A 22,739-nucleotide genomic window follows, 5' to 3' on the forward strand; every position below is an offset into this window, starting at 1 on the left:
GAGGTGGGGAGCCGCCTCGGGGCGGCTCCCCTACCGGCCCGTCAGACCTCTTCGACGCTGCTCGGCTCGCGCCGGGACAGGTCGATTCCGAGCTCCTCCGCAGCGCGGAAGACGTCCTCGTCGGTGTCGCGCATCTCGATCGACATGCCGTCCGAGGACAGCACCTCCACGTTGAGGCAGAGCGACTGCATTTCCTTGATGAGCACCTTGAAGGACTCGGGAATGCCCGGCTCGGGGATGTTCTCGCCCTTGACGATGGCCTCGTAGACCTTCACGCGGCCGAGGACGTCGTCGGACTTGATGGTGAGGAGCTCCTGCAGCGCGTAGGCCGCACCGTATGCCTCAAGGGCCCACACCTCCATCTCACCGAAGCGCTGACCACCGAACTGAGCCTTACCACCCAGCGGCTGCTGGGTGATCATCGAGTACGGGCCGGTGGAGCGGGCGTGCAGCTTGTCGTCCACCAGGTGGTGCAGCTTGAGGATGTACATGTAGCCGATCGAGATCGGGTCCGGGAACGGCTCGCCGGAGCGGCCGTCGAAGAGCCGGGCCTTACCCGAGGGCAGCACCAGGCGCTGGCCGTCGCGGTTCGGGATCGTGGCCTCGAAGAGGCCGGTGATCTCGTCCTCGCGGGCACCGTCGAACACCGGGGTGGCGACGTTGGTGCCGGCGGCGACCTGGTCGGCGCCGATCGCCGTGAGGCGGCGCGCCCATTCGTCGCTGAGGCCGGAGACGTCCCAGCCCTGTGCTGCGAGCCAGCCCAGGTGGATCTCCAGGACCTGTCCCGGGTTCATTCGGGACGGGACACCCAGCGGGTTGAGGATGATGTCGACCGGGGAGCCGTCCTCCAGGAACGGCATGTCCTCGATCGGCAGGATCTTGGAGATGACGCCCTTGTTGCCGTGGCGGCCGGCGAGCTTGTCACCGTCGGTGATCTTGCGCTTCTGCGCGACGTAGACGCGCACCAGCTGGTTCACACCGGGGGGAAGCTCGTCGCCCTCCTCGCGGTCGAAGACGCGCACGCCGATGACCTTGCCGGTCTCGCCGTGCGGCACCTTCAGCGAGGTGTCGCGGACCTCACGGGCCTTCTCGCCGAAGATCGCGCGCAGCAGGCGCTCCTCCGGGGTCAGCTCGGTCTCGCCCTTCGGGGTGACCTTGCCGACCAGGATGTCGCCGGCGACGACCTCGGCACCGATGCGGATGATGCCGCGCTCGTCCAGGTCCGCCAGGACCTCCTCGGAGACGTTCGGGATGTCCCGGGTGATCTCCTCGGGGCCGAGCTTGGTGTCACGGGCGTCGACCTCGTGCTCCTCGATGTGGATCGAGGACAGGACGTCGTCCTGCACGAGGCGCTGCGACAGGATGATCGCGTCCTCGTAGTTGTGGCCCTCCCACGGCATGAACGCGACCAGCAGGTTCTTGCCGAGCGCCATCTCGCCCTGCTCGGTGGACGGACCGTCCGCGAGCACCTGGCCGGCGATCACGCGGGCGCCCTCGTCGACGACGACCTTCTGGTTGAAGGACGTGCCCTGGTTCGAGCGGGAGAACTTGGCGACACGGTAGGTGTTGTACGTGCCGTCGTCGTTGGCGACGGTGACGTAGTCCGCGGAGACCTCCTGGACCACGCCGTCCTTGTCGGCCTTGATGACGTCACCGGCGTCGACCGCGCAGCGGTACTCCATGCCGGTGCCGACCAGCGGGGCCTGCGCCTTCAGCAGCGGCACGGCCTGGCGCATCATGTTGGAGCCCATGAGCGCGCGGTTGGCGTCGTCGTGCTCGAGGAACGGGATCATGGCGGTCGCGACCGACACCATCTGGCGCGGCGAGACGTCCATGTAGTCCACGTCCTCACCGGGGACGTAGTCGATCTCGCCGCCGCGGCGGCGCACCAGGACGCGGGACTCCGCGAAGCGGTTGTCCTCCGTCAGCGGCGCGTTCGCCTGGGCGATGACGAAGCGGTCCTCCTCGTCGGCGGTGAGGAAGTTGACCTCGTCGGTCACGACACCGGTCTCGTCGACCTTGCGGTACGGGGTCTCGACGAAGCCGAAGGCGTTGACCCGGCCGTAGGAGGCCAGCGAGCCGATCAGACCGATGTTCGGGCCTTCGGGGGTCTCGATCGGGCACATGCGTCCGTAGTGGGACGGGTGCACGTCACGGACCTCGAAGCCGGCCCGCTCACGGGACAGACCACCGGGGCCCAGCGCGGACAGACGGCGCTTGTGGGTCAGGCCCGACAGCGGGTTCGTCTGGTCCATGAACTGGGACAGCTGGCTGGTGCCGAAGAACTCCTTGATGGAGGCGACGACCGGCCGGATGTTGATCAGGGTCTGCGGCGTGATCGCCTCGACGTCCTGGGTGGTCATCCGCTCGCGGACGACGCGCTCCATACGGGCCAGACCCGTGCGGACCTGGTTCTGGATGAGCTCGCCGACGTTGCGCAGACGACGGTTGCCGAAGTGGTCGATGTCGTCGACCTCGACGACCACGGAGGAACCGTTGTCGCCGGTGGTCTCGGTCTCGCCCGCGTGCAGCTTGACCAGGTACTTGATCGCCGAGATGACGTCCTCGACGGTCAGCACGCCGGCGTCGAGCGGCGCGTCGGCACCCAGCTTCTTGTTGATCTTGTAGCGGCCGACCTTGGCCAGGTCGTAGCGCTTGGGGTTGAAGTAGAGGTTCTCCAGCAGCGTCTGCGCGGCCTCACGGGTCGGCGGCTCGCCCGGGCGCAGCTTGCGGTAGATGTCGAGCAGCGCGTCGTCCTGGCCCTGGGTGTGGTCCTTCTCCAGGGTGGCGCGCATGGACTCGTACTCGCCGAACTCCTCGAGGATCTGCTCGGTGGTCCAGCCGAGCGCCTTCAGGAGGACGGTGACGGACTGCTTGCGCTTGCGGTCGATGCGGACACCGACCATGTCGCGCTTGTCGATCTCCATCTCCAGCCAGGCACCGCGGGAGGGGATGACCTTGGCGGAGTAGATGTCCTTGTCGGACGTCTTGTCGATCTGGCTGTCGAAGTAGACACCCGGCGAGCGGACCAGCTGGGACACCACGACACGCTCGGTGCCGTTGATGACGAAGGTGCCCTTGTTCGTCATGAGCGGGAAGTCGCCCATGAAGACGGTCTGGGACTTGATCTCACCGGTCTCGTTGTTGGTGAACTCGGCCGTGACGAAGAGCGGGGCCGCGTACGTGAAGTCGCGCTCCTTGCACTCGTCGATCGAGTTCTTCGGCGGTTCGAAACGGTGGTCGCGGAAGGTCAGCGACATCGACCCGGAGAAGTCCTCGATCGGCGAGATCTCCTCGAAGATCTCCTCCAGACCGGACTTGGTGGGGACGTCCTGACCACTGTCCAGGGCCGCCTCGACGCGAGCCTTCCACGCGGCGTTGCCGAGGAGCCAGTCAAAGCTCTCGGTCTGCAGCGCGAGGAGGTTCGGGACCTCGAGGGGCTCCTTGATCTTCGCGAAAGAAATGCGCAGCGGGGCGGTGCTTGCGCCGTTGTTCGAATTGGCAGTCGAGGCGTTGCGCGAGGCGGCCAAGAGGGGGTCCTTCCGAGGGCTCGGACTCACTACGCGCGTACCGGCTTCCGCCCCCGGGCGCAGACAAGGATGTCCTGGTCAGGACGGTTCCTCATGTGTGCTCAGGCTTGGGCTGGTCCCTGGTGACGGGCCAGGCGACAGCTAACAGGCAGCGCAAAGGGTCAGTGTAGCCACTTGGCACACTGATGTCCAGTGCAGAGTTTCGGAGACCGGTGCTGCACCAATCTCGTCCTCCGTAGGGGTCGGTAGGAGCCCCTTGTTGTGAGCCGTCATGCCCCTCGTTCACGCTTGCCACGCTAGGCATTCCCGCATCGCCCTCGATCCATGCCTCGGTACATGGCCGATGTGGCGACGCGTCCTGAGAATCGCGCGCTGCGTGCGGTTCGTCAAGGCCCCCGCCCCGCGGAGATCGTCACAGGGGGTGGTACGCGACGAGCGGCGACGTCAGCGGAACGACGATGATCACCTTACCCGGGGATGCCGACAGCCCGGGTGAAGGCCCACGCAAACGACCGAGGGCGGCCACCCGAAAGGGTGGCCGCCCTGCGGCTGATCAGCCCCGGTAGGGGCATGGATCACTTGACCTCGACAGACGCGCCCGCGCCCTTGAGGGACTCGGCGGCCTTCTCCGCGGCCTCCTTGTTGACCTTCTCGAGGACCGGCTTCGGAGCGCCGTCCACGAGGTCCTTGGCCTCCTTGAGGCCCAGGGAGGTGAGCTCGCGCACGACCTTGATGACCTGGATCTTCTTGTCGCCGGCACCGGTGAGGATGACGTCGAACTCGTCCTTCTCCTCCTCGGCCTCGGCGGGGACACCCGGGCCCGCGACGCCGGCCACGGCGACCGGGGCGGCGGCGGTGACGTCGAACTTCTCCTCGAAGGCCTTCACGAACTCGGAGAGCTCGATGAGGGTCATCTCCTCGAACTGGGCGAGCAGGTCGTCCTGGCTGAGCTTCGCCATGATGGCGGTCCTTCCACTAATTCGGCTGGTGCCGTATGTACATTGCGGCGGGCGTACGGGCCCGCTAGAGAACAGCGGGAGTGGTTACTCCGCGTCCTCGGCGGGAGCCGGCTCGCCGGCACCGCCCTGCTCGGCCTGCTTGGCACGGAGCGCGTCCACGGTGCGGACGAGCTTCGAGGGCAGCGCCTGGAAGACCGCGGCAGCCTGGGAGGGCTTGGCCTTCATGGCACCCGCCAGCTTGGCGAGCAGCACCTCGCGGGACTCGAGGTCCGCGAGCTTCTTGATCTCATCGGCGGTCAGCGCCTTGCCGTCAAGGACACCGCCCTTGATGATGAGGTTCGGGTTGTCCTTGGCGAAGTCACGAAGACCCTTCGCCGACTCCACCGGGTCACCGGTGACGAAGGCGACAGCCGTCGGACCCGCGAACAGGTCGTCCAGCTGGCTGATCCCGGCCTCGTTGGCCGCGATCTTGGTCAGCGTGTTCTTCACCACGGCGTACGTGGCGTTCTCACCGAGCGAACGGCGCAGCGTCTTGAGCTGCGCCACGGTGAGACCGCGGTACTCGGTCAGCACAGCGGCGTTGGAGCTGCGGAACTTGTCCGTCAGCTCGGCAACCGCGGCGCCCTTCTCGGGCTTCGCCATAGAGCCTCGGCCTCCTTCCGGGTGATTCGGACCGCACGGGAAGGGGCCGGGAAAAACGAACGCCCCGGCGCAGGCGCACGGGGCGTGACTCGACCGGGAGCGCGTGAGCGTTCCCAGGAGTGCATCCACAGTCACCTGCGCGGGTCGTCCGCAGTAAACGGATCCTTCGGCCGCCGCACCCCGTAGGGGCACGGCAACGACCAGCGGTCTTTGGCTTCCGTGGAAGGGTACGCGAACCGATCGGCGGCAAGCAAATCGGGCGTCAGGGGCCTCGCGTCAGCCGTTCGCGTCGGAGGGCTTCATGCTCCCCAGCATCCCGAACAGGTCCACGGTGTCCTTGGCGGGCGGCGCCTTGACGGTGGCCGCGGCACCGTAGTCGGAGTAGTCGGCGCGCACCTTCACCGTGCCCCCGGCCATCCGCATCCCGACGGTCATCCGCACCGGGTAGTGGTCGGAGTTGACCCAGAACTCGGTGTCGTAGCCCTTGATCCCCATCTTCTTGGTGCTTGCAAGCACGTCCGCGCGCTGCTTCCCGGACAGGGCGGAGGCGGACTTGCCGGCGTCCAGCATCTCCTCGAAGGTGAGCGTGCCCTTGTAGTGCTCGGCCTGGACGCCGCCGATCTTCTCCGAGCCGAGGTGCTTGAGGTTCGGCGACTCCAGCAGCAGGGCCAGCTGCTCGGACGGGTCCTGGTTCATGTTCTCCAGGCCGGCCGCCATCTGCTTCTGCATCTCCGCGTTGCCGCTCGCGGCGGCTGCCTTGAAGTCCAGCTTCATCCAGTGCTTGCCGCCCATGGTGGCGGCCTGCCCGGGGCCCAGGTTCGTGTACAGGGCGCCGTCCACGAGCATCATGTGCACCTGGGAGGGGACGTCGGCGGCATCGCCCGTGAGGGCGGAGCCCTTGGCCACCATGTCCATCACCGCGGGGTCCCAGCCCTGGACGCCGGAGAGCTGCGCGGTGCCGCCGCCCGGCATGCCGGGCGGCGTCGTGACCGTCATCCGGACCTTGGCCGACTTGGCCCCGGAGGTCTTGGTGAAGGCGGCACGGATGAACTGGACCGCCTCGCTCCGCGTCTGGAGGGCCCCTGCCTTCCCCCCGGTGCCCGTGTCGCCGCTCTGGCAGCCGGCGAGGCCCACCACGACGGCCGCGGCCGCCAGACCGGCGCTCGCGCGCTTCCCTGCGGACATGCTCATCAGTTCCCACCCCTGTGTCTCGTCGGCCGGCCCCGGAGGCCTCCCCGGCGGCCGGTGGCACGCTAGCGCACCGCGCGGACACCGTCGTACGAAAAAAACCGGCCCCCGCGCCTTGAGGCGCGGGGGCCGGTTCACAGCACACGACCCGGTCAGAGAGCGGCCGGGTCCTCCTCGGTGAGGAGGTTGCGGGTGCGGTTGGAGTCCAGCGGGATGCCGGGGCCCATCGTGGTGCTGATGGCGGCCTTCTTGATGTAGCGGCCCTTGGCGGCGGACGGCTTCAGACGCATGATCTCGTCCAGCGCGGCGCCGTAGTTCTCGACCAGCTGCTGCTCACCGAACGAGGTCTTGCCGATGATGAAGTGCAGGTTCGAGTGCTTGTCGACGCGGAACTCGATCTTGCCGCCCTTGATGTCCGTGACGGCCTTGGCGACGTCGGGGGTGACGGTGCCGGTCTTCGGGTTCGGCATCAGACCACGGGGGCCGAGGACGCGGCCGAGGCGGCCGACCTTGCCCATGAGGTCCGGGGTGGCGACGACGGCGTCGAAGTCCAGACGGCCCTTCGCCACCTCGTCGATCAGTTCGTCGGCGCCGACGATGTCGGCGCCCGCGGCACGCGCGGCCTCGGCACGGTCACCGGTCGCGAAGACCAGGACCCGGGCGGTCTTGCCGGTGCCGTGCGGGAGGTTCACGGTGCCACGGACCATCTGGTCGGCCTTGCGCGGGTCGACGCCCAGACGGAAGGCCACCTCGACGGTGCTGTCGAACTTGGTGGTGGAGGTCTCCTTGGCGAGACGGACCGCCTCGAGGGGGGCGTACACACGCTCCCGGTCGATCTTGCTGTCCGCAGCGCGGAGAGACTTGCTGCGCTTGCTCACTGCTGCTCCTGTGTGTCCTGAGGAGTCGTGGTGCGGGCCGAGCCGGCCCTGCCACGTTCTTGCGGGTGGGGAAGAGGTGCTCGGGGGCTGTGTCAGCCCTCGACCGTGATGCCCATGGAACGCGCGGTGCCGGCGATGATCTTCTCGGCGGCGTCCAGGTCGTTCGCGTTCAGGTCGGGCAGCTTGGTCGTGGCGATCTCGCGGACCTGGTCGCGCGTCAGCTTCGCGACCTTGGTCTTGTGCGGCTCGCCGGAGCCCTTGTCCACACCCGCGGCCTTGAGGATCATGCGGGAGGCCGGCGGCGTCTTGGTGATGAAGGTGAAGGAACGGTCCTCGTAGACCGTGATCTCCACCGGGATCACCCAGCCACGCTGCGACTCGGTCGCCGCGTTGTAGGCCTTGCAGAACTCCATGATGTTGACGCCATGCTGGCCGAGCGCCGGGCCGACGGGCGGGGCCGGGTTGGCCGCACCTGCGTTGATCTGGAGCTTGATAAGCCCCGTGACCTTCTTCTTCTTGGGAGGCATGTGCTCTCTCCGGGTCCTAGTGAGAGTGTTCCTGCCTGCGAACAGGCATACCGCACGATTTTAGCGGTGGCCTGCCGAAACCCTGAAACCGGCAGGTCAGACCATCCGGCGAGGACGCCTGGCGCGGCGTGGGGGCGGCATTGGGCCGACGGCCCCGCGACAACCCCGACACGCGGAAGGGCCCCTGTCCAGCGGGTGAACGCTGGAGGCAGGGGCCCTGTCCGAAGACCGTCCGGTCAGTTCTTCTGGATCTGGTCGAAGCTGAGCTCGACCGGGGTCTCGCGGCCGAAGATCTCCACGAGTCCCTTGACCTTCTTGGAGTCCGGGTTGATCTCGTTGATCGTGGCCTGGAGGGTCGCGAAGGGGCCGTCGGTGACCGTGACCGAGTCGCCGACCTCGAAGTCCAGCACCTGGACCTCGACCTTGCGCTTCGTGGCGCCGCCCTCGCCGCCCTCGGCGGCGGCGGCCTGCTCCTCGACCTCGGGAGCGAGCATCTTGGTGACCTCGTCCAGCGTCAGCGGGTACGGGTCGTAGGCGTTGCCGACGAAGCCGGTGACGCCCGGCGTGTTGCGGACGACGCCCCAGGACTCGTTCGTCAGGTCCATGCGCACCAGCACGTAGCCGGGGAGCTTGTTCTGGCGGACGGTGCGGCGGTCGCCGTTCTTGATCTGGACGACCTCTTCCTGGGGCACTTCGGCCTGGTAGATGTAGTCCTCGACGTTCAGGGAGACGGCGCGCTGCTCCAGGTTGGACTTCACGCGGTTCTCGTAGCCGGCGTAGGTGTGGATGACGTACCACTCGCCGGGCAGGGCCTTCAGCTCGTCACGGAAGGCCGCCACCGGGTCCACCGGGGCCTGCTCCTCCGCGCTCTCCTCGTGCTCGCCCTCGCCGGCCGCCGCCTCGTCCACGTCCTCGTCGACGACCTGCACGGCATCCTGCTCGGCCGGCTCGCCGGCGGCCTGGTCAGCAGCCTCGGCCTGGTCGATGTCGCCGTCGGCGGCCTCGACGATGTCGAGCGCGGTGTCGTCGCCCTCGACGGTCTCGTCGGCGTCGTACAGGTTCGGGTCAGACACGGTCGCTGCTTCTTCCTTCAAGATGTGGAACAGGCGGTCGGGCACCACGGGTGCCCTCCGCGAGGGGAATCACCCGAAGATGTACGAGACGCCCTTGTTGAGTCCCCAGTCAATCACGGTCACGAGCGCGATGATGACCACAACGAAGACAATCACCACGCTGGTGTACGTGCTGAGCTCACTGCGCGTCGGCCAGACGACCTTGCGGAGCTCCGCCACGATCTGGCGGTAGAAGAGCGCGAGGCGGGCCAGAGGGCCCTTCTTCCCGCGCTTGCCGCCGCGACGGGCCTTCTTGGAGCCGTCGTCCGCGGAACCGTCGTCAGGACGACCGCTTTCAGGTGTTGCGGTCGAGCCCAGGGCTTCCGTCACTCGTCCTCACCTGAATCCGATTGATTGCCGATACATCGATACATCGAAACACTGAAGAAGCTTTGCGCCTGCGAACAGCAGGGCCGGAGGGACTCGAACCCCCAACCGCTGGTTTTGGAGACCAGTGCTCTACCAATTGAGCTACGACCCTTCGAGTGTCCCCCAACGTACCGCATCCGGCCGAGTGCACGATGTGCACAGGCTTGATCGGCTCGTGGGGGCCATCGACGGATGAGTGTACGTGTTCCTGGCCCGGCCGTCGAATGCGTTGCGTGTTCGGCGCGGTTGGGCTCGGTTCTGCCCGGAACGTGAACTCGTGTGCCCGGGCCCCCCGCGGTCTGCGACGATGCAGACATGACCGCAGCAAATGAACGACGCGTGTCGGCCCGCATCGGGTCGATCTCCGAGTCCGCGACGCTCGCCGTGGACGCCAAGGCCAAAGCGCTCAAGGCCGCCGGGCGACCGGTCATCGGCTTCGGTGCCGGCGAGCCCGACTTCCCCACGCCCGACTACATCGTCGAGGCGGCCGTGGAGGCGTGCCGCAATCCGAAGTTCCACCGCTACACCCCCGCCGGCGGCCTCCCGGAGCTGAAGGCCGCGATCGCCGCCAAGACGCTGCGCGACTCCGGCTACGAGGTCGACGCCTCCCAGGTGCTGGTCACCAACGGCGGCAAGCAGGCCATCTACGAGGCCTTCGCGGCCATCCTCGACCCGGGCGACGAGGTGATCGTCCCGGCCCCGTACTGGACGACCTACCCCGAGTCGATCCGGCTGGCCGGCGGTGTCCCGGTCGCGGTCGTGGCCGACGAGACGACCGGCTACCGGGTCTCCGTGGAGCAGTTGGAGGCCGCGCGCACCGAGAACACCAAGGTCGTGCTCTTCGTGTCGCCGTCCAACCCGACCGGCGCCGTCTACAGCGAGGCCGAGACCGAGGCGATCGGCCGCTGGGCCCACGAGCACGGCCTGTGGGTGCTGACCGACGAGATCTACGAGCACCTGGTCTACGGCGGCGCCTCCTCGGTCTCGCTGCCCGCGCTCCTGCCCGAGCTGCGCGACAAGTGCATCGTGGTCAACGGCGTCGCCAAGACGTACGCCATGACCGGCTGGCGCGTCGGGTGGGTCATCGGGCCGAAGGACGTGGTCAAGGCCGCGACCAACCTCCAGTCGCACGCCACCTCGAATGTGAGCAACGTCGCACAGGCCGCCGCCCTGGCCGCCGTCTCCGGCGACCTGGAGGCCGTGGCGCGGATGCGCGAGGCCTTCGACCGGCGCCGGCAGACCATCGTGCGGATGCTCAACGAGATCCCGGGCGTGGTGTGCCCCGAGCCGGAGGGCGCGTTCTACGTGTACCCGTCGGTCAAGGACGTGCTCGGCAAGGACATCCGCGGCAAGCGGCCGCAGAGCTCCGTGGAGCTCGCCGAGCTCATCCTGGAGGACGCCGAGGTCGCGGTCGTCCCGGGGGAGGCCTTCGGCACCCCGGGCTATCTGCGGCTGTCGTACGCGCTCGGCGACGAGGACCTCGTCGAGGGCGTCTCCCGGATCCAGAAGCTGCTGGGCGAGGCCAAGGCCTGACTGGCCTGACTGCCCTCACTGCCCTGACTGCCCTGACGCATCGGTGCTGTCGCGGGCCCCGGCCGGTTCGGCCGGGGCCCGCGCGCGTGTACGGGCAAGCCCTCGTTCGGGGAAAGCGCTACCAACAACCCGGGGCGGTGCGGCAGGATCTCTGAATGGCACGTGATGTTTCCCTTCTCCCCAAGGCGCACCTCCACCTGCACTTCACCGGCTCGATGCGGCCGGCGACCCTGCTGGAACTGGCCGACAAGTACGGGGTGCACCTCCCCGAGGCCCTGACCTCCGGCGAGCCGCCGAGGCTCCGCGCGACCGACGAACGCGGCTGGTTCCGCTTCCAGCGCCTGTACGACATCGCGCGTTCGGTGCTCCGCTCCCCCGACGACATCCGGCGGCTGGTGCGGGAAGCCGCGGAGGAGGACGCCAGGGACGGTTCGGGGTGGCTGGAGATACAGGTCGACCCGACCTCGTACGCGCCCCGGCTGGGCGGGCTGATCCCGGCCATGGAGATCATCCTGGACGCGGTGGAGAGCGCCTCCCGCGACACCGGCGTGGGCATGGCGGTGGTCGTCGCCGCCAACCGCACCAAGCACCCCCTCGATGCCCGCACCCTGGCCCGCCTCGCGGTCCGCTACGCCGACCACGGCGTCGTCGGCTTCGGGCTCTCCAACGACGAACGGCGCGGCCTGGCAAGGGACTTCGACCGCGCCTTCGCCATCGCCCGGGAGGGCGGCCTGCTGGCGGCCCCGCACGGGGGCGAGCTCTCGGGGGCGAGCAGCGTCCGCGACTGCCTGGACGACCTGCACGCGAGCCGGATCGGGCACGGCGTGCGGGCCGCGGAGGACCCCCGGCTCATGGCGAAGCTCGCCGAGCGCGGCGTGACCTGCGAGGTCTGCCCCTCCTCCAATGTCGCCCTCGGCGTCTACGAGGAGCCCGGACAGGTGCCGCTGCGCACCCTCTACGACGCCGGGGTGCCGATGGCCCTGGGCGCCGACGACCCGCTGCTGTTCGGCTCGCGGCTGGCCGCCCAGTACGAACTGGCACGGGAGGCCCACGGCTTCGGCGACGCCGAACTCGCCGAACTGGCCCGCCAGTCCGTACGCGGCTCGGCGGCGCCGCAGGGGGTCCGCAACAAGCTGCTGGCCGGCGTCGACGACTGGCTCGCTCACTGATCCAGGGCGATCCCGGCCGGCACGGTCCGCGCGATGCCGGCGGCCGGCAGCGCGGCGGCCGTGTCCGTGTCGGCGTCGGCGCGGGCCCCCGAAAGTCACTTCCCGCCCGCCGGGCACTGCGGCATCGTTCCCTGCATGACACGCGCACCACGCCTGGAAACGATCACCGCCGGCAACCTCGACGCCGCGCTCGGCCTGCGGGTCCGGCCCGGACAGGAGCACCTGGTCGCGCCGGTCGTGAAGTCCCTCGCCGAGGCGTACGTCCATCAGGACACCGCCTGGCCGCGGCTGATCACCGACGGCGGCCGGGCGGTCGGCTTCGTGATGGCGTTCCTGGACATCGACTGGACCGGCGACGGCACGGGCCGGGACGTGCGGTCCGGCCTGTGGCGGCTGCTCGTGGACGCGGACGAGCAGGGCCGCGGTTACGGCCGCTTCGCCGTCGCGGAGGTCGCCGCCGAGATCCGCCGTCGCGGCGGCACCCGGATGACCAGCACATGGGTGCCGGGCCCGGGCGGCCCCGAGCGGTTCTACGAGGGCCTCGGCTTCCGCCCGACCGGGGAGACCAGCGGGGACCAGGTGGTGGGCGAGCTGGAACTCGGCGTCTGACCGGGCCCCGGCCCGGCCCCGTCAGACGCTGACGCCGACCGTCACCGGCTCGTTGACCAGGGTGACGCCGAAGGCCTCGTGGACGCCGGCGACGACCTCGCGGGCGAGCGCGAGCAGGTCGGCGGTGGTGGCGGAGCCGCGGTTGGTCAGGGCGAGGGTGTGCTTGCTGGAGATGCGGGCGGGGCCCGTGCCGTAGCCCTTGGTGAAGCCCGCCTTGTCGATCAGCCAGGCCGCGGAGGTCTTGATGCGGCCGTCGCCCGAGGGGTAGGCGGGCGGTTCGGCGTCCGGGCCGAGGCGGTCGTGGACGCGGGCGAGGAAGTCCGCGTAGCCGGCCTCGGTGAGAACCGGGTTGGTGAAGAAGGAGCCGGCCGACCAGGTGTCGTGGTCCTCCGGGTCCAGCACCATGCCCTTGCCGGAGCGCAGCTTCAGCACCGTCTCGCGGGCCGTGGCCAGCGCCACCCGGTCACCGGCGCCGACTCCCAGGGCGCGGGCCACTTCGGCGTACTTGACGGGGGCGGACATGCCGCCCGCGTCCTCCAGCTCGAAGCGGACGCGCAGCACGACATAGCGCGCGGGGTCCGCCTTGAAGCGGCTGTGGCGGTACGAGAAGGCGCAGGCGGCGTTGGAGAGGGTGACGGTCTCCCCCGCGACGCGGTCGTAGGCGGTCACCTCGGTGATCGTGCTCGCCACTTCCTGGCCGTACGCGCCCACGTTCTGGATCGGCGTGGCACCGGCGGAGCCCGGGATGCCCGCCAGGCACTCCACGCCCGCCAGGCCCGCTTCGACGGTGCGGGCGACGGCGTCCGTCCAGACCTCGCCCGCGGCCAGCTCCAGCGCGGTGCCGCGCAGTGCGAAGCCCTGGGTGGCGATGCGCAGCGCGGTGCCCGCGAAGCCCTCGTCGCCGATGACCAGGTTGCTGCCGCCGCCGATGACCAGCAGCGGGGTCCCGGACGCGTCCGCCTCCCGGACGGCCTCGACGACCTCGGCGTCGGTGGTCGCGGTCACCAGGCGGGTGGCGGGGCCGCCGAGGCGGAAGGTGGTCAGGGGCGCGAGCGGGGCGTCGTGGAGTACGTGCACGGCATTCAGGGTACGGGGCGGGCCGCGTCGTCCCGGGGCCCGGCCGCCCCGTACTCCCGGGGGGTGGCTTACAGGGCCTCGACGATCGTCGCGTTGGCCAGGCCGCCCGCCTCGCACATGGTCTGCAGTCCGTAGCGCGCGCCGCGCGCCCGCAGGGCGTGGACGAGGGTGGTCATCAGCCGGGTGCCGCTGGCGCCGAGCGGGTGGCCCAGTGCGATGGCGCCGCCGTTGACGTTGACCTTGGCCGGGTCGGCGCCGGTCTCCTGCTGCCAGGCGAGGACGACGCCGGCGAAGGCCTCGTTGACCTCGAACAGGTCGATGTCCGACAGGTTCAGCCCGGCGCGGCGCAGCACGCGCTCGGTGGCCGGGATGACACCGGTCAGCATCAGCAGCGGGTCGGAGCCGGTGACGGCGAAGCTGTGCAGCCGGGCGAGCGGGCGCAGGCCGAGGCGTTCGGCGGTCTCGCTGCTCATGATCAGCACGGCGGAGGCGCCGTCGTTGATCGGGCTGCTGTTGCCGGCGGTGACCGACCAGTCGATCTGCGGGAAGCGCTCGGCGTAGCCGGGGTGGGCGAAGGCGGGGCGCAGCCCGGCAAGGACCTCCGGGGTGGTGGTGGGGCGCACCGACTCGTCGGCGGTCAGTCCGGCGAGCGGGGCGACCTCCGCGTCGAAGGCGCCCGCCGCCCAGGCCGCGGCCGCCTTGCGATGCGACTCGGTGGCGAAGACGTCCATGGCCTCGCGGCTGAGCGAGTGCTTGGCCGCGATCAGTTCGGCGCTGATGCCCTGCGGGACGAGTCCTCCGGGGAAGCGCTCGGCGATACCGGGCCCGAACGGGTCGGAGCCGGGGAGCACGCTCGACCCCATGGGCACCCGGCTCATCGACTCCACTCCGCAGGCCACGACGATGTCGTAGGCGCCCGCGATGACGCCCTGCGCGGCGAAGTGCACGGCCTGCTGCGAGGACCCGCACTGGCGGTCGACGGTGGTGGCCGGGACGGAGTCGGGGAAGCCGGCGGACAGCCACGCCCAGCGGGTGGTGTTCATCGCCTGCTCGCCGACCTGGCCGACGGTGCCGCCGACGACGTCGTCGACGAGCGCGGGGTCGATGCCGCTGCGGGTGACGAGCTCGGCGAGCGTGTGGGCGAGCAGTTCCACCGGGTGCGTGCCGGCGAGCGCCCCGCCGGGCTTGCCCTTGCCGATGGGAGTGCGGACGGCTTCGACGATGACGGCGTCGCGCATGAGGGTCGCCTCCTGGGGTGAGGGTGGGGTTCAGGGGGTTGATTTGAATATCCAACTAACTCCCTACTCCAGAGTAGGACCAGTCGATTTGAATTCACAACCTGCCATGTGAGACTGGACCGGTGAGCCCGACCACACCCCGCCCCGCCCTTCCCGGGCGCCCCTGCTCCGCCGCCGCCGCGCTCCAGGTCGTCGGAGAGAAGTGGGCGCTGCTCGCGATGCGCGAGATCCTCTACGGCAACCACCGCTTCGACGCCATCGCCCGCAACACCGGCGCCCCCCGCGACCGGCTCACGGCACGGCTGCGCGCGCTGGAGGAGGCCGGCGTCATCGAGCGCCGCGCGTACAGCGAGCGCCCGCCGCGCTACGAGTACCACCCCACCGCCGCCGGCCGGGACCTCGCCGAGGTCCTGCGCGCCCTGGTCCGGTGGGGCGACACGTGGATCCTCGACGAGCCGCCGGTCGCCTTCCACCACCACGACCACCCGTTCGACCCCGTCGAGACGTGCCGCACCTGCGGCGAGACGGTGGGCGAGGGCAGCCTCTCGCTCCGCCTCAACACCCCGGACTGGGACCACAGCGGCCCCGTCGGCTGAGCGCCCCCGGGCACGCCCGGAAGCGCCGGTGCGGCCCCACCCGCGACGGGGTGGGGCCGCACCGGCGCCGGTGTCACTGCTCGGCGCCCACCAGGAGCCGCGCGTCCCCGGCCGCAGCGGTCTTCTCCGCGGCCGCCGCGGCGGACCGCCGCCCCGGTACGAGGAGTGCCGCGACCGCGCCGGCGCCGACCGCCGCCGCTCCCACCCAGAGGGCGGGGGTGAGTCCGTCCACGAAGCGGGCGGCGGACTCGTAGCCGCCCTGTGCGGAGAAGACCGCCGCCAACGTGGCCACGCCGAGCGCGCCGCCGACCTCCCGCAGGGCGTTGTTGGCGCCGGAGGCGATGCCCTGCTCCTCCGGGCGGACGCTGCTCATGACGATGTTGGCGCTGGGCGCGAAGTACAGCGCCATGCCGACACCGCTCACGATGAGCGCCGGGAGCTGCGCCGCGTACGACATGCCCGGTTCGACGACCAGGGCGAAGAGCCCGAGGCCGACCGCCTGGAGGGCGAGTCCCGCCGCGACGACCGGGCGGCCGCCGATCCGGTCGGAGAGGATGCCCGCGATCGGCGCCACGATCATCGGCATGCCGGTCCAGGGCAGCATCCGCAGCCCGGCCTCCGTCGGGGAGTAGCCCGCCGCGTTCTGCAGGAACTGGCTGAGCAGGAAGATCGACCCGAACATCCCGAGGAACATCAGCAGGCTGGCCGCGTTGATCGCGGCGAAGGCGCGGCTGCGGAACAGCCGCATCGGCAGGATCGGGTTGCGGGCCCGCATGCCGTGCCGCACGAAGAGGGCGAGCAGGACGCCGCCACCGATCAGGCCGCCGAGCACCGGTCCGCTGGTCCAGCCGTCGGCGTTGCCGCGGACCAGGGCGTAGACGATCCCGAAGAGGCCGGCGCTGGCGAGCAGCGTGCCGGGCAGGTCCAGCCGCGGGTTGGGGCCGCGGCTCTCCGCCAGGCGCAGCCGGGCGAGCGGGATGAGCAGCAGGCCGATCGGGACGTTGACCCAGAAGATCCACTGCCAGGAGATGTGCTCGGTCAGGGACCCGCCGATCAGCGGTCCGGCCGCGACCGCGAGGCCGTTGACCGCGCCCCAGATGCCGAAGACCATGCCGCGCCGCTGCGGCGGCACCGCGGCCGACAGCAGGGTGAGCGTGAGCGGCATGAGGATGGCGGCGCCGACGCCCTGGACCGCGCGGGCCGCGATCAGCTCGCCCATGCCCGGCGCGAGCGCGGCGCCGGCGGAGGCGGTGGAGAAGACGCCGAGGCCGACCAGGAACATACGGCGGCGCCCGAAGCGGTCGCCGAGGGCCGCGCCGAACATCAGGAGGACGGCGAAGGTGAGTGTGTAGGCGCTCACCGTCCACTCCAGTTCCTCCAGGGCGCCGCCCAGGTCCTTGCGGATGGAGGGCAGCGCGGTGGTGACGACGAGGTTGTCCAGCGCGGCCATGAAGCCGGCGACGCTGGTGATGAGCAGGGCCCATCCGAAGCCACCGCGTCCCGCGGCGGCGTCCTTCCGCTGTTCTTGCTGTGCCGGTTCCATGATCTCGTTCCCCCAAGCTGATTAGTAATCGATCAATTACTTTTGCGGGCAGACGTCTGCCCGGGTCCGGCCGGCGCGGTCCGCCGGCCCTCCCCTGCGTGCTCAGTGCGTACCGGCCGGGGGTTTCCCCGGGAACCGGTCGGCGTACAGCTCGTCGATGCCCGTCCAGCAGCGCGCGCTCGGCGGGACACCCAGCGCGACCAGGACGTTCACCAGCATCCCGGTGCCGAAGAACTCGGCGACCTCCTGCTCGCTGACTCCCGTGCGCGCCGCGACGTACTCCCACAGCCCCAGCCAGCCGCCGCGGCAGGCGTCGCGGATCTCCTCGTCGTCGACGGCGGCCACGTACATCTGGAGTTGCATCCGCAGGACGTCGCCGCCCGAGATGAGCTCCTGGTACGAGCCGCACATCGCCTGGAAGGCATCCGCCCCCGCCAGTCCCTGCGCCGCCTTCTCGAAGTGCGCCTCTATGGTGCGGACGCACCGCTCGGCCACGGCCAGGAACAGTGCCTTCTTGTTCGGGAAGAGCCGGAAGAGGTAGGGCTGCGACACTCCCATCCGTGTGGCGATGGCGGCGGTGGACGTGCCGTGGTAGCCGCCCATGCCGAACTCCGTCATCGCGGCGCGCACGGCCGCCTCGCGGCGTTCGTCCGCACTCATCCGCATTCCGTCGCTCGCCATGCTCAGTAAGTTATCAGTCACTAACAAGGCTGCACAAGGGGGAGGCGGCGGGATGTCCCGCCGCCTCCCCCTTGTGCGTCCGCGACCGGGCTACGCCAGCCGGACCACCGCGCGGGACATGCCCAGCACCTTCTGCCCGGCGCTGACGGCGGTCAGATCGACCCGCACCGTGCGGTCGTCGTCGTCGAGCTTGGCCGCGACCTTGGCGCTCACTTCGATGAGCGCGCCCTCGTCGCCGTCGGGCACCACGACCGGCTTGGTGAAGCGCACCCCGTAGTCGACGACCGCTCCCGGGTCGCCCGCCCAGTCCGTCACCACGCGGATCGCCGAGGCCATGGTGAACATGCCATGCGCGATGACGTCCGGCAGGCCCACCTCCTTGGCGAACCGCTCGTTCCAGTGGATCGGGTTGAAGTCACCCGAGGCACCCGCGTACCGCACGAGCGTCGCGCGGTCCACGGGGAAGGACCGCGCCGGCAGTTCGGTGCCGACCTCGACCTCGTCGTAGGAGATCTTCGCCGTCATCAGCTCACTCACCCTCCGGCGCGCGCGCCACCAGCTTGGTCAGCGCCGTCACCACGTGCTCGCCGCTCTCGTCGTACGCCTCGCCGCGGACGTCGATGACATCGTTGCCCGCGAGCGACTTGATCGCGTCGATCGCGACCCGCACCGACAACCGGTCGCCGGCCCGCACCGGGCGGGTGTAGGCGAACCGCTGGTCGCCGTGGACGACCCGGTCGTAGTCCAGTCCCAGCTCCGGGTCGAGGATGACCTGCATCGAAGCCTTGAACGTCATCACGAAGGCGAAGGTCGGCGGGGCGATCACATCGGGGTGCCCGAGCGCCTTGGCCGCCTCGGGATCGATGTAGACCGGGTTCGGGTCGCCGATCGCCTCGGCGAACTCGCGGATCTTCTCCCGGCCGACCTCGTACGGGGCGGTGGGGGGATACGTCCGTCCCACGAACGACTGATCCAGCGCCATCGGCACCTCCTGGAGCTGTGGTGATTCCTGGTCCAACAACGCCGCAAGGCCGCCCCTGAAGTACAGGGACGGCCTCGTCGGACTTACTACGGCCTGTGTCAGCGCGTCTCGCGGTGCGCGGTGTGCGCGTTGCAGCGCGGACAGTGCTTCTTCATCTCAAGACGGTCCGGGTCGTTGCGCCGGTTCTTCTTGGTGATGTAGTTCCGCTCCTTGCACTCCACGCAGGCCAGCGTGATCTTCGGGCGGACGTCGGTGGCGGCCACGTGAGTGCTCCTTGACGAACGGTAATAAGGTTTCGAACATGGAAAGAGTAGCCGATTGAAGGACCGATCCCACAATCGGCTACGCAAGGTAGCGGCGACCGGACTTGAACCGGTGACACAGCGATTATGAGCCGCTTGCTCTACCGACTGAGCTACGCCGCTTCGATGAGGAGATCACCCGCCCGGAGGCGGGTCACCTGATCATCAGAGCCCCAATACGGAATCGAACCGTAGACCTTCTCCTTACCATGGAGACGCTCTGCCGACTGAGCTATTGGGGCGAGCGAGGAAGACATTACACGGTCCGCCGCCGAAGGTGAAATCCGTATCCAGTGGGCGCCGGCGCGGGTCACCCAGGAGGTGGCCGCGCGCCACCCACCCGGTCCCGTACGACACTTGACGGCACCAGTACGACTATTCGCTCTTCCCGGACGGATCGGGCACCGGCCCCTAGGCTCGGATCCGCGTGATCTTGCCTCCGGCCCCGAGGAGCGCGATGACCGACAGCCAGCCGCAACCGCCCGCCGACCCGCTCCGCGGCGAATCCGCCCCGGCGCCCGCCCTCCTGCTCTGCGGGGGCCGCCTCGCCGACGGCCGGACGGTCGACGTGCGCCTGGCCGGGCCGCGGATCGAGGCCGTCGGCACCGCGGGCAGCCTCGCCGGCGACGGGCAGACACCCCGGGTCGACCTCGCCGGCTACCTGCTGCTGCCCGCCCCCGCCGAGCCGCACGCCCACCTCGACACCGCCCTGACCGCCGACTGCGCCGGTCCGCCCTCGTACGACGGCGAGGAGGTCCAGCGCCGGGTCACCGAGGCCGCCCTGCTCCAGCTCGGCCACGGCGCGACCGCGGTGCGGGCCCACGCGCGCATCGGCGACGTGCAGGGGCTGCGCGCCGTCGAGGCCGTGCTGCAGGCCCGGCGCGCCCTGCGCGGGCTGATCGAGGTGCAGGCCGTCGCCGTACCGCGGGTGCTCACCGGCGCGGCGGGCGCGGACAGCCTCGCGATGCTCCACGACGCGCTGAAGATGGGGGCAGGCGTCGTGGGCGGCTGCCCCGACCTGGACCCCGACCCCTCCGGGTACGCGGAGGCGGTGCTCGGCGTCGCCGCGGAGTACGGCCTCCCCGTCGACCTTCACACCGACGCGGCCGACCCCGCCCGGCTCTCCCGGCTCGCCGCCATGGCCGGCGGCCTGCGCCCCGGGGTCACCCTGGGGCCGTGCGGGGGCCTGGCCCTGCAGGGCGCCGACACCGTCACCCGGCTCGCCGGGCAGCTCGCGGCCGCCGGGGTCTCGCTGACCGCCCTGCCGCAGGGCGGCTGCGGCGCCATGGAGTCCGTGCGCCGGGGCGCCACCGCCCCGGTGCGGACACTGCGCGCGGCCGGGGTGCGCGTCGCCGCGGGCAGCGGGGCGCTGCGCGACCTGACCAATCCGGTGGGCCGGGGCGACCCCCTGGAGGCCGCGTTCCTGCTCGCGTCGCACGGCGAGTGCTCCCCCGCGGAGGCCTACGACGCGATCAGCCGCGAGGCCCGGGCCGTCATGGGGCTGCCCGAAGTGCGGGTCGAGGCGGGCTTCCCCGCGGAGCTGCTGGCGGTGCGGGCCGAGCGCCTGGAGAACGCGTTGTCGCTCGCGTACAGCCGGGTCGTGATCCACCGGGGCAGGGTGGTCTCGCGCACCAGTGCTGTCCGCGAGTTCACCGACACGCTCGCCCTCGACCTGCCGCGTCAGTCCCGGAGCCGCCGTGATCCGGCATGAGGCGTCCGGCGGGCGTACGGTCGGTGGCATGCGCACTGTGATCGCTGGTGGACATGGACAGATCGCGCTGCGGCTGGAGCGGCTGCTCGCCGGGCGCGGTGACGAGGTGGCGGGCATCATCCGCAAGCCCGAACAGGCCGCGGCGCTGAGAGAGGCCGGCGCGGAGCCGGTCGTCCTGGACCTGGAGTCGGCCTCGGTCGCCGAGGTCGCGGACGTCCTGCGGGACGCCGGCGCGGTGGTCTTCGCCGCGGGCGCGGGACCCGGCAGCGGCGTCGCACGCAAGGAGACGGTCGACCGGGACGCCGCCGTGCTGCTCGCCGACGCGGCCGAACGCGCGGGCGTACGCCGCTATCTGATGGTCTCGTCGATGGGCGCCGACTCCGATCCCCGGCCGGGCACCGACGACACCTTCGCCGCCTACCTGAAGGCCAAGGGCGCCGCCGACGCGTCCCTGCGGCACCGCACCGCCCTCGACTGGACCGTCCTGCGGCCCGGCCAGCTCACCAACGACCCCGGCACCGGCCGGGTGCGGCTCGCCGCGTCCACCGGGTACGGCTCGGTGACCCGCGACGACGTCGCCGCGGTCCTGGCCGAACTGCTCGACACCCCCTCGACGGCCGGTCTGACGCTGGAACTGATCGGTGGTCACACCCCGGTGCCGGTCGCGGTCAAGGACGTCGCCGGCAACTGACGGTCACTTCATTCATTTGGCCGTCACAGTGAGCGACCATCCGTGACGGCCCCTTGAATGGCCTCATCAGTCTCATTTCGGTCGCAGCGCATCGCTGCGGCATGCCACGAAAGAGGTGTCCGATGAGGCGTATTGAACGATCGGGCCAGGACGACACTCCGCCCGGCATATCCCGCCCCCGCCGCCGCCACCGCTGGCGGCGGCTCGCTGTTCTGGCGCTCGCCCCCCTGCTGGCCCTGTCCGCCACCGGCGCGACCGCCCAGGGCGTGTGGCTGACCCTCCCCTCCATCCCCACCGCCCGTTCGGGCCACGCGGCGGCGACGGCACCGTGCCCGGGCGGGCTGCAGCAGGCGTGCGTGTACGTGTTCGGTGGGCAGCAGCCTCCTGGCGGCGGCCCCTTCCGTTCCGAGCTCGAGGCCTACAGCCCGGCGACCAATGCCTGGGCGACCCTGACTCCGCTGCCCACGCCGCGCGAAGGACTCGCGGGACGCGGAGCACCCTGCCCCGGTCGGCCCCAGGACGGATGCGTTTACGCGATCGGCGGCCGGAACGCGAGCGGCCTGGTCTCCACGGTGGAGGCGTACAGCCCGGCCACCGGCGCCTGGGCCACCCTCACCCCGCTGCCCACCCCGCGCGCCGACCTCGCCGCGGCAAAGGCACCCTGCCCCACCGGGCTCGGCCTGCGCGGCACCTGCGTGTACGCGATCGGCGGCCAGGGCGCGACCGGCCCCGTCGCGACGGTGGAGGCGTACAGCCCGGCCACCGAGACCTGGGCCACGCTGACGCCGCTGCCCGGCCTCCGCACCGACATCGGCGCCGTGGGCGCCCCCTGTCCCCCCGGAATGGGCCTGCGCGGCGGCTGCGTGTACGCCGTCGACAGCACCGGTTCGCTGCTGCTCTACAGCCCGGTCACGAACGCGTGGATGACGCTCCGCTCGCTTCCTCTCGCGCACGCCGACCGGCCGGCCGTGGTCGCGGCGCCCTGCCCGGGCGGACTGCCCGGCGGCTGCGTGTACGTCGTCGGCGGCGCGGGTACCGCAGCGCGGGCCGTCCACGCCTACAGCCCCGTCACCGGTGGCTGGATCACCCTGCCCGTGACGCCCACCGGCCACCGGCGCACGGCCGGCACGGTGGCGCCCTGCCCCAAGGAATCCACGAGCCCCTGCGTGTACGTCGTCGGCGGGTCGTCCGACGGAGGCATTCCGATCGCGGTCCCGGACGGCACGGCTGCCGAGGCCTTCGCCGTCGAACGCGACCCGCAGCGTCCGGGCGGGCCCGGCGGGCCCGGGGGGCCCGGTGGTCCTGGCGGTCCCGGCGGACCTCGCGGATGAGCGGGCCGACCGCCCCCGTCCCGTCGTCCTTTGACTCCCTCTCTTTGAGCACGCTCCCCACAACTCCCCTT

The 22,739-nt window shown here is 70.7% G+C and carries 22 protein-coding genes and 3 tRNA genes; 7 read left to right on the forward strand and 18 right to left on the reverse strand.

What is annotated here, in order from left to right:
• Positions 1 to 41: 41 nt before the first annotated feature.
• The 9 genes from rpoB to ACIP9H_RS28180 form a co-directional block, all read right to left on the reverse strand.
• Positions 42 to 3,530 (reverse strand): DNA-directed RNA polymerase subunit beta, encoded by a 3,489-nt coding sequence (rpoB, locus tag ACIP9H_RS28140; RefSeq protein WP_401961444.1) that lies wholly within the window; start codon positions 3,528 to 3,530, stop codon positions 42 to 44.
• A 575-nt stretch (positions 3,531 to 4,105) separates the two neighbouring features.
• Positions 4,106 to 4,489, reverse strand: a complete 384-nt coding sequence (gene rplL, locus ACIP9H_RS28145) for a 50S ribosomal protein L7/L12 (RefSeq protein ID WP_401596888.1) — start codon at positions 4,487 to 4,489, stop codon at positions 4,106 to 4,108.
• Positions 4,490 to 4,573: 84 nt separating this feature from the next.
• Entirely contained in the window at positions 4,574 to 5,131 is a 558-nt protein-coding gene (rplJ, locus tag ACIP9H_RS28150; protein WP_401596885.1) for a 50S ribosomal protein L10, read from the reverse strand.
• A 276-nt stretch (positions 5,132 to 5,407) separates the two neighbouring features.
• Positions 5,408 to 6,322, reverse strand: coding sequence for a hypothetical protein (locus ACIP9H_RS28155; protein ID WP_401961448.1), 915 nt, complete (start codon positions 6,320 to 6,322; stop codon positions 5,408 to 5,410).
• Positions 6,323 to 6,471: 149 nt separating this feature from the next.
• Positions 6,472 to 7,197 (reverse strand): 50S ribosomal protein L1, encoded by a 726-nt coding sequence (gene rplA, locus ACIP9H_RS28160; protein ID WP_401596879.1) that lies wholly within the window; start codon positions 7,195 to 7,197, stop codon positions 6,472 to 6,474.
• A gap of 92 nt (positions 7,198 to 7,289) precedes the next feature.
• Positions 7,290 to 7,724: a 50S ribosomal protein L11 gene (gene rplK / locus ACIP9H_RS28165; protein WP_360902549.1), complete on the reverse strand. Its 435-nt coding sequence runs from the start codon at positions 7,722 to 7,724 to the stop codon at positions 7,290 to 7,292.
• Positions 7,725 to 7,960: 236 nt separating this feature from the next.
• Complete coding sequence (gene nusG, locus ACIP9H_RS28170) at positions 7,961 to 8,797, reverse strand: transcription termination/antitermination protein NusG (RefSeq protein ID WP_401596874.1); 837 nt, start codon at positions 8,795 to 8,797, stop codon at positions 7,961 to 7,963.
• Positions 8,798 to 8,866: 69 nt separating this feature from the next.
• Positions 8,867 to 9,166 carry a preprotein translocase subunit SecE gene (secE, locus tag ACIP9H_RS28175; RefSeq protein WP_319658468.1) on the reverse strand — a complete coding sequence of 100 codons (300 nt, stop codon included), beginning with the start codon at positions 9,164 to 9,166 and terminating at the stop codon, positions 8,867 to 8,869.
• Between the two features lie 78 nt (positions 9,167 to 9,244).
• Positions 9,245 to 9,317, reverse strand: a tRNA-Trp gene (locus ACIP9H_RS28180).
• Positions 9,318 to 9,520: 203 nt separating this feature from the next.
• Here ACIP9H_RS28180 and ACIP9H_RS28185 point away from each other — a divergent pair.
• From ACIP9H_RS28185 to ACIP9H_RS28195, 3 genes are all read left to right on the forward strand, one after another.
• Positions 9,521 to 10,738, forward strand: coding sequence for a pyridoxal phosphate-dependent aminotransferase (locus ACIP9H_RS28185; RefSeq protein WP_401596870.1), 1,218 nt, complete (start codon positions 9,521 to 9,523; stop codon positions 10,736 to 10,738).
• Positions 10,739 to 10,893: 155 nt separating this feature from the next.
• The gene (locus ACIP9H_RS28190; RefSeq protein ID WP_401596867.1) at positions 10,894 to 11,907 is read left to right on the forward strand and encodes an adenosine deaminase; all 1,014 of its coding nucleotides are present in this window, start codon (positions 10,894 to 10,896) and stop codon (positions 11,905 to 11,907) included.
• Between the two features lie 135 nt (positions 11,908 to 12,042).
• Positions 12,043 to 12,516 carry a GNAT family N-acetyltransferase gene (locus tag ACIP9H_RS28195; protein ID WP_401596864.1) on the forward strand — a complete coding sequence of 158 codons (474 nt, stop codon included), beginning with the start codon at positions 12,043 to 12,045 and terminating at the stop codon, positions 12,514 to 12,516.
• Positions 12,517 to 12,537: 21 nt separating this feature from the next.
• On the opposite strand, the gene ACIP9H_RS28200 is transcribed toward ACIP9H_RS28195, so the two are convergent.
• Together ACIP9H_RS28200 and ACIP9H_RS28205 are read right to left on the reverse strand one after the other, a co-directional pair.
• Complete coding sequence (locus ACIP9H_RS28200; protein ID WP_401596861.1) at positions 12,538 to 13,593, reverse strand: UDP-N-acetylmuramate dehydrogenase; 1,056 nt, start codon at positions 13,591 to 13,593, stop codon at positions 12,538 to 12,540.
• Positions 13,594 to 13,661: 68 nt separating this feature from the next.
• On the reverse strand, positions 13,662 to 14,831 hold the full coding sequence (locus ACIP9H_RS28205) for a thiolase family protein (protein ID WP_401596858.1): 1,170 nt from the start codon (positions 14,829 to 14,831) through the stop codon (positions 13,662 to 13,664).
• A gap of 122 nt (positions 14,832 to 14,953) precedes the next feature.
• On the opposite strand from ACIP9H_RS28205, the gene ACIP9H_RS28210 reads away from it, so the two are divergent.
• On the forward strand, positions 14,954 to 15,427 hold the full coding sequence (locus tag ACIP9H_RS28210; RefSeq protein ID WP_401596855.1) for a winged helix-turn-helix transcriptional regulator: 474 nt from the start codon (positions 14,954 to 14,956) through the stop codon (positions 15,425 to 15,427).
• 73 nt (positions 15,428 to 15,500) lie between these two features.
• Here ACIP9H_RS28210 and ACIP9H_RS28215 read toward each other — a convergent pair whose 3' ends face one another.
• From ACIP9H_RS28215 to ACIP9H_RS28245, 7 genes are all read right to left on the reverse strand, one after another.
• Positions 15,501 to 16,970: a DHA2 family efflux MFS transporter permease subunit gene (locus ACIP9H_RS28215; protein WP_401596852.1), complete on the reverse strand. Its 1,470-nt coding sequence runs from the start codon at positions 16,968 to 16,970 to the stop codon at positions 15,501 to 15,503.
• 102 nt (positions 16,971 to 17,072) lie between these two features.
• Complete coding sequence (locus ACIP9H_RS28220; RefSeq protein ID WP_401596849.1) at positions 17,073 to 17,651, reverse strand: TetR/AcrR family transcriptional regulator; 579 nt, start codon at positions 17,649 to 17,651, stop codon at positions 17,073 to 17,075.
• A gap of 90 nt (positions 17,652 to 17,741) precedes the next feature.
• Positions 17,742 to 18,176: a MaoC family dehydratase gene (locus ACIP9H_RS28225; RefSeq protein WP_401596846.1), complete on the reverse strand. Its 435-nt coding sequence runs from the start codon at positions 18,174 to 18,176 to the stop codon at positions 17,742 to 17,744.
• Positions 18,177 to 18,180: 4 nt separating this feature from the next.
• Positions 18,181 to 18,633 carry a MaoC family dehydratase N-terminal domain-containing protein gene (locus ACIP9H_RS28230; RefSeq protein WP_360902584.1) on the reverse strand — a complete coding sequence of 151 codons (453 nt, stop codon included), beginning with the start codon at positions 18,631 to 18,633 and terminating at the stop codon, positions 18,181 to 18,183.
• 98 nt (positions 18,634 to 18,731) lie between these two features.
• Positions 18,732 to 18,896: a 50S ribosomal protein L33 gene (gene rpmG, locus ACIP9H_RS28235; RefSeq protein WP_004571794.1), complete on the reverse strand. Its 165-nt coding sequence runs from the start codon at positions 18,894 to 18,896 to the stop codon at positions 18,732 to 18,734.
• Between the two features lie 89 nt (positions 18,897 to 18,985).
• A tRNA-Met gene (locus tag ACIP9H_RS28240) sits at positions 18,986 to 19,058 on the reverse strand.
• Between the two features lie 46 nt (positions 19,059 to 19,104).
• Positions 19,105 to 19,177, reverse strand: a tRNA-Thr gene (locus ACIP9H_RS28245).
• A gap of 215 nt (positions 19,178 to 19,392) precedes the next feature.
• Here ACIP9H_RS28245 and ACIP9H_RS28250 point away from each other — a divergent pair.
• The 3 genes from ACIP9H_RS28250 (at position 19,393) to ACIP9H_RS28260 (ending at position 22,668) form a co-directional block, all read left to right on the forward strand.
• Positions 19,393 to 20,646 (forward strand): amidohydrolase family protein, encoded by a 1,254-nt coding sequence (locus ACIP9H_RS28250; protein WP_401596842.1) that lies wholly within the window; start codon positions 19,393 to 19,395, stop codon positions 20,644 to 20,646.
• Between the two features lie 28 nt (positions 20,647 to 20,674).
• The gene (locus ACIP9H_RS28255; protein WP_401596839.1) at positions 20,675 to 21,337 is read left to right on the forward strand and encodes an NAD(P)H-binding protein; all 663 of its coding nucleotides are present in this window, start codon (positions 20,675 to 20,677) and stop codon (positions 21,335 to 21,337) included.
• Positions 21,338 to 21,459: 122 nt separating this feature from the next.
• The gene (locus ACIP9H_RS28260; protein WP_401596836.1) at positions 21,460 to 22,668 is read left to right on the forward strand and encodes a Kelch repeat-containing protein; all 1,209 of its coding nucleotides are present in this window, start codon (positions 21,460 to 21,462) and stop codon (positions 22,666 to 22,668) included.
• Positions 22,669 to 22,739 lie beyond the last annotated feature (71 nt).

It is taken from the genome of Streptomyces sp. NPDC088732, from assembly GCF_044751205.1.
GTDB lineage: Bacteria > Actinomycetota > Actinomycetes > Streptomycetales > Streptomycetaceae > Actinacidiphila.

Bases quoted from the DNA above. Each gene is read 5' to 3' on its own strand.
- rplL (WP_401596888.1), bottom strand. From the start codon at position 4,489: ATGGCGAAGCTCAGCCAGGACGACCTGCTCGCCCAGTTCGAGGAGATG.
- rplJ (WP_401596885.1), bottom strand. From the start codon at position 5,131: ATGGCGAAGCCCGAGAAGGGCGCCGCGGTTGCCGAGCTGACGGACAAG.
- ACIP9H_RS28155 (WP_401961448.1), bottom strand. From the start codon at position 6,322: ATGAGCATGTCCGCAGGGAAGCGCGCGAGCGCCGGTCTGGCGGCCGCG.
- rplK (WP_360902549.1), bottom strand. From the start codon at position 7,724: ATGCCTCCCAAGAAGAAGAAGGTCACGGGGCTTATCAAGCTCCAGATC.
- ACIP9H_RS28185 (WP_401596870.1), top strand. From the start codon at position 9,521: ATGACCGCAGCAAATGAACGACGCGTGTCGGCCCGCATCGGGTCGATC.
- ACIP9H_RS28190 (WP_401596867.1), top strand. From the start codon at position 10,894: ATGGCACGTGATGTTTCCCTTCTCCCCAAGGCGCACCTCCACCTGCAC.
- ACIP9H_RS28195 (WP_401596864.1), top strand. From the start codon at position 12,043: ATGACACGCGCACCACGCCTGGAAACGATCACCGCCGGCAACCTCGAC.
- ACIP9H_RS28205 (WP_401596858.1), bottom strand. From the start codon at position 14,831: ATGCGCGACGCCGTCATCGTCGAAGCCGTCCGCACTCCCATCGGCAAG.
- ACIP9H_RS28215 (WP_401596852.1), bottom strand. From the start codon at position 16,970: ATGGAACCGGCACAGCAAGAACAGCGGAAGGACGCCGCCGCGGGACGC.
- ACIP9H_RS28220 (WP_401596849.1), bottom strand. From the start codon at position 17,651: ATGGCGAGCGACGGAATGCGGATGAGTGCGGACGAACGCCGCGAGGCG.
- ACIP9H_RS28225 (WP_401596846.1), bottom strand. From the start codon at position 18,176: ATGACGGCGAAGATCTCCTACGACGAGGTCGAGGTCGGCACCGAACTG.
- ACIP9H_RS28230 (WP_360902584.1), bottom strand. From the start codon at position 18,633: ATGGCGCTGGATCAGTCGTTCGTGGGACGGACGTATCCCCCCACCGCC.
- ACIP9H_RS28250 (WP_401596842.1), top strand. From the start codon at position 19,393: ATGACCGACAGCCAGCCGCAACCGCCCGCCGACCCGCTCCGCGGCGAA.
- ACIP9H_RS28255 (WP_401596839.1), top strand. From the start codon at position 20,675: ATGCGCACTGTGATCGCTGGTGGACATGGACAGATCGCGCTGCGGCTG.
- ACIP9H_RS28260 (WP_401596836.1), top strand. From the start codon at position 21,460: ATGAGGCGTATTGAACGATCGGGCCAGGACGACACTCCGCCCGGCATA.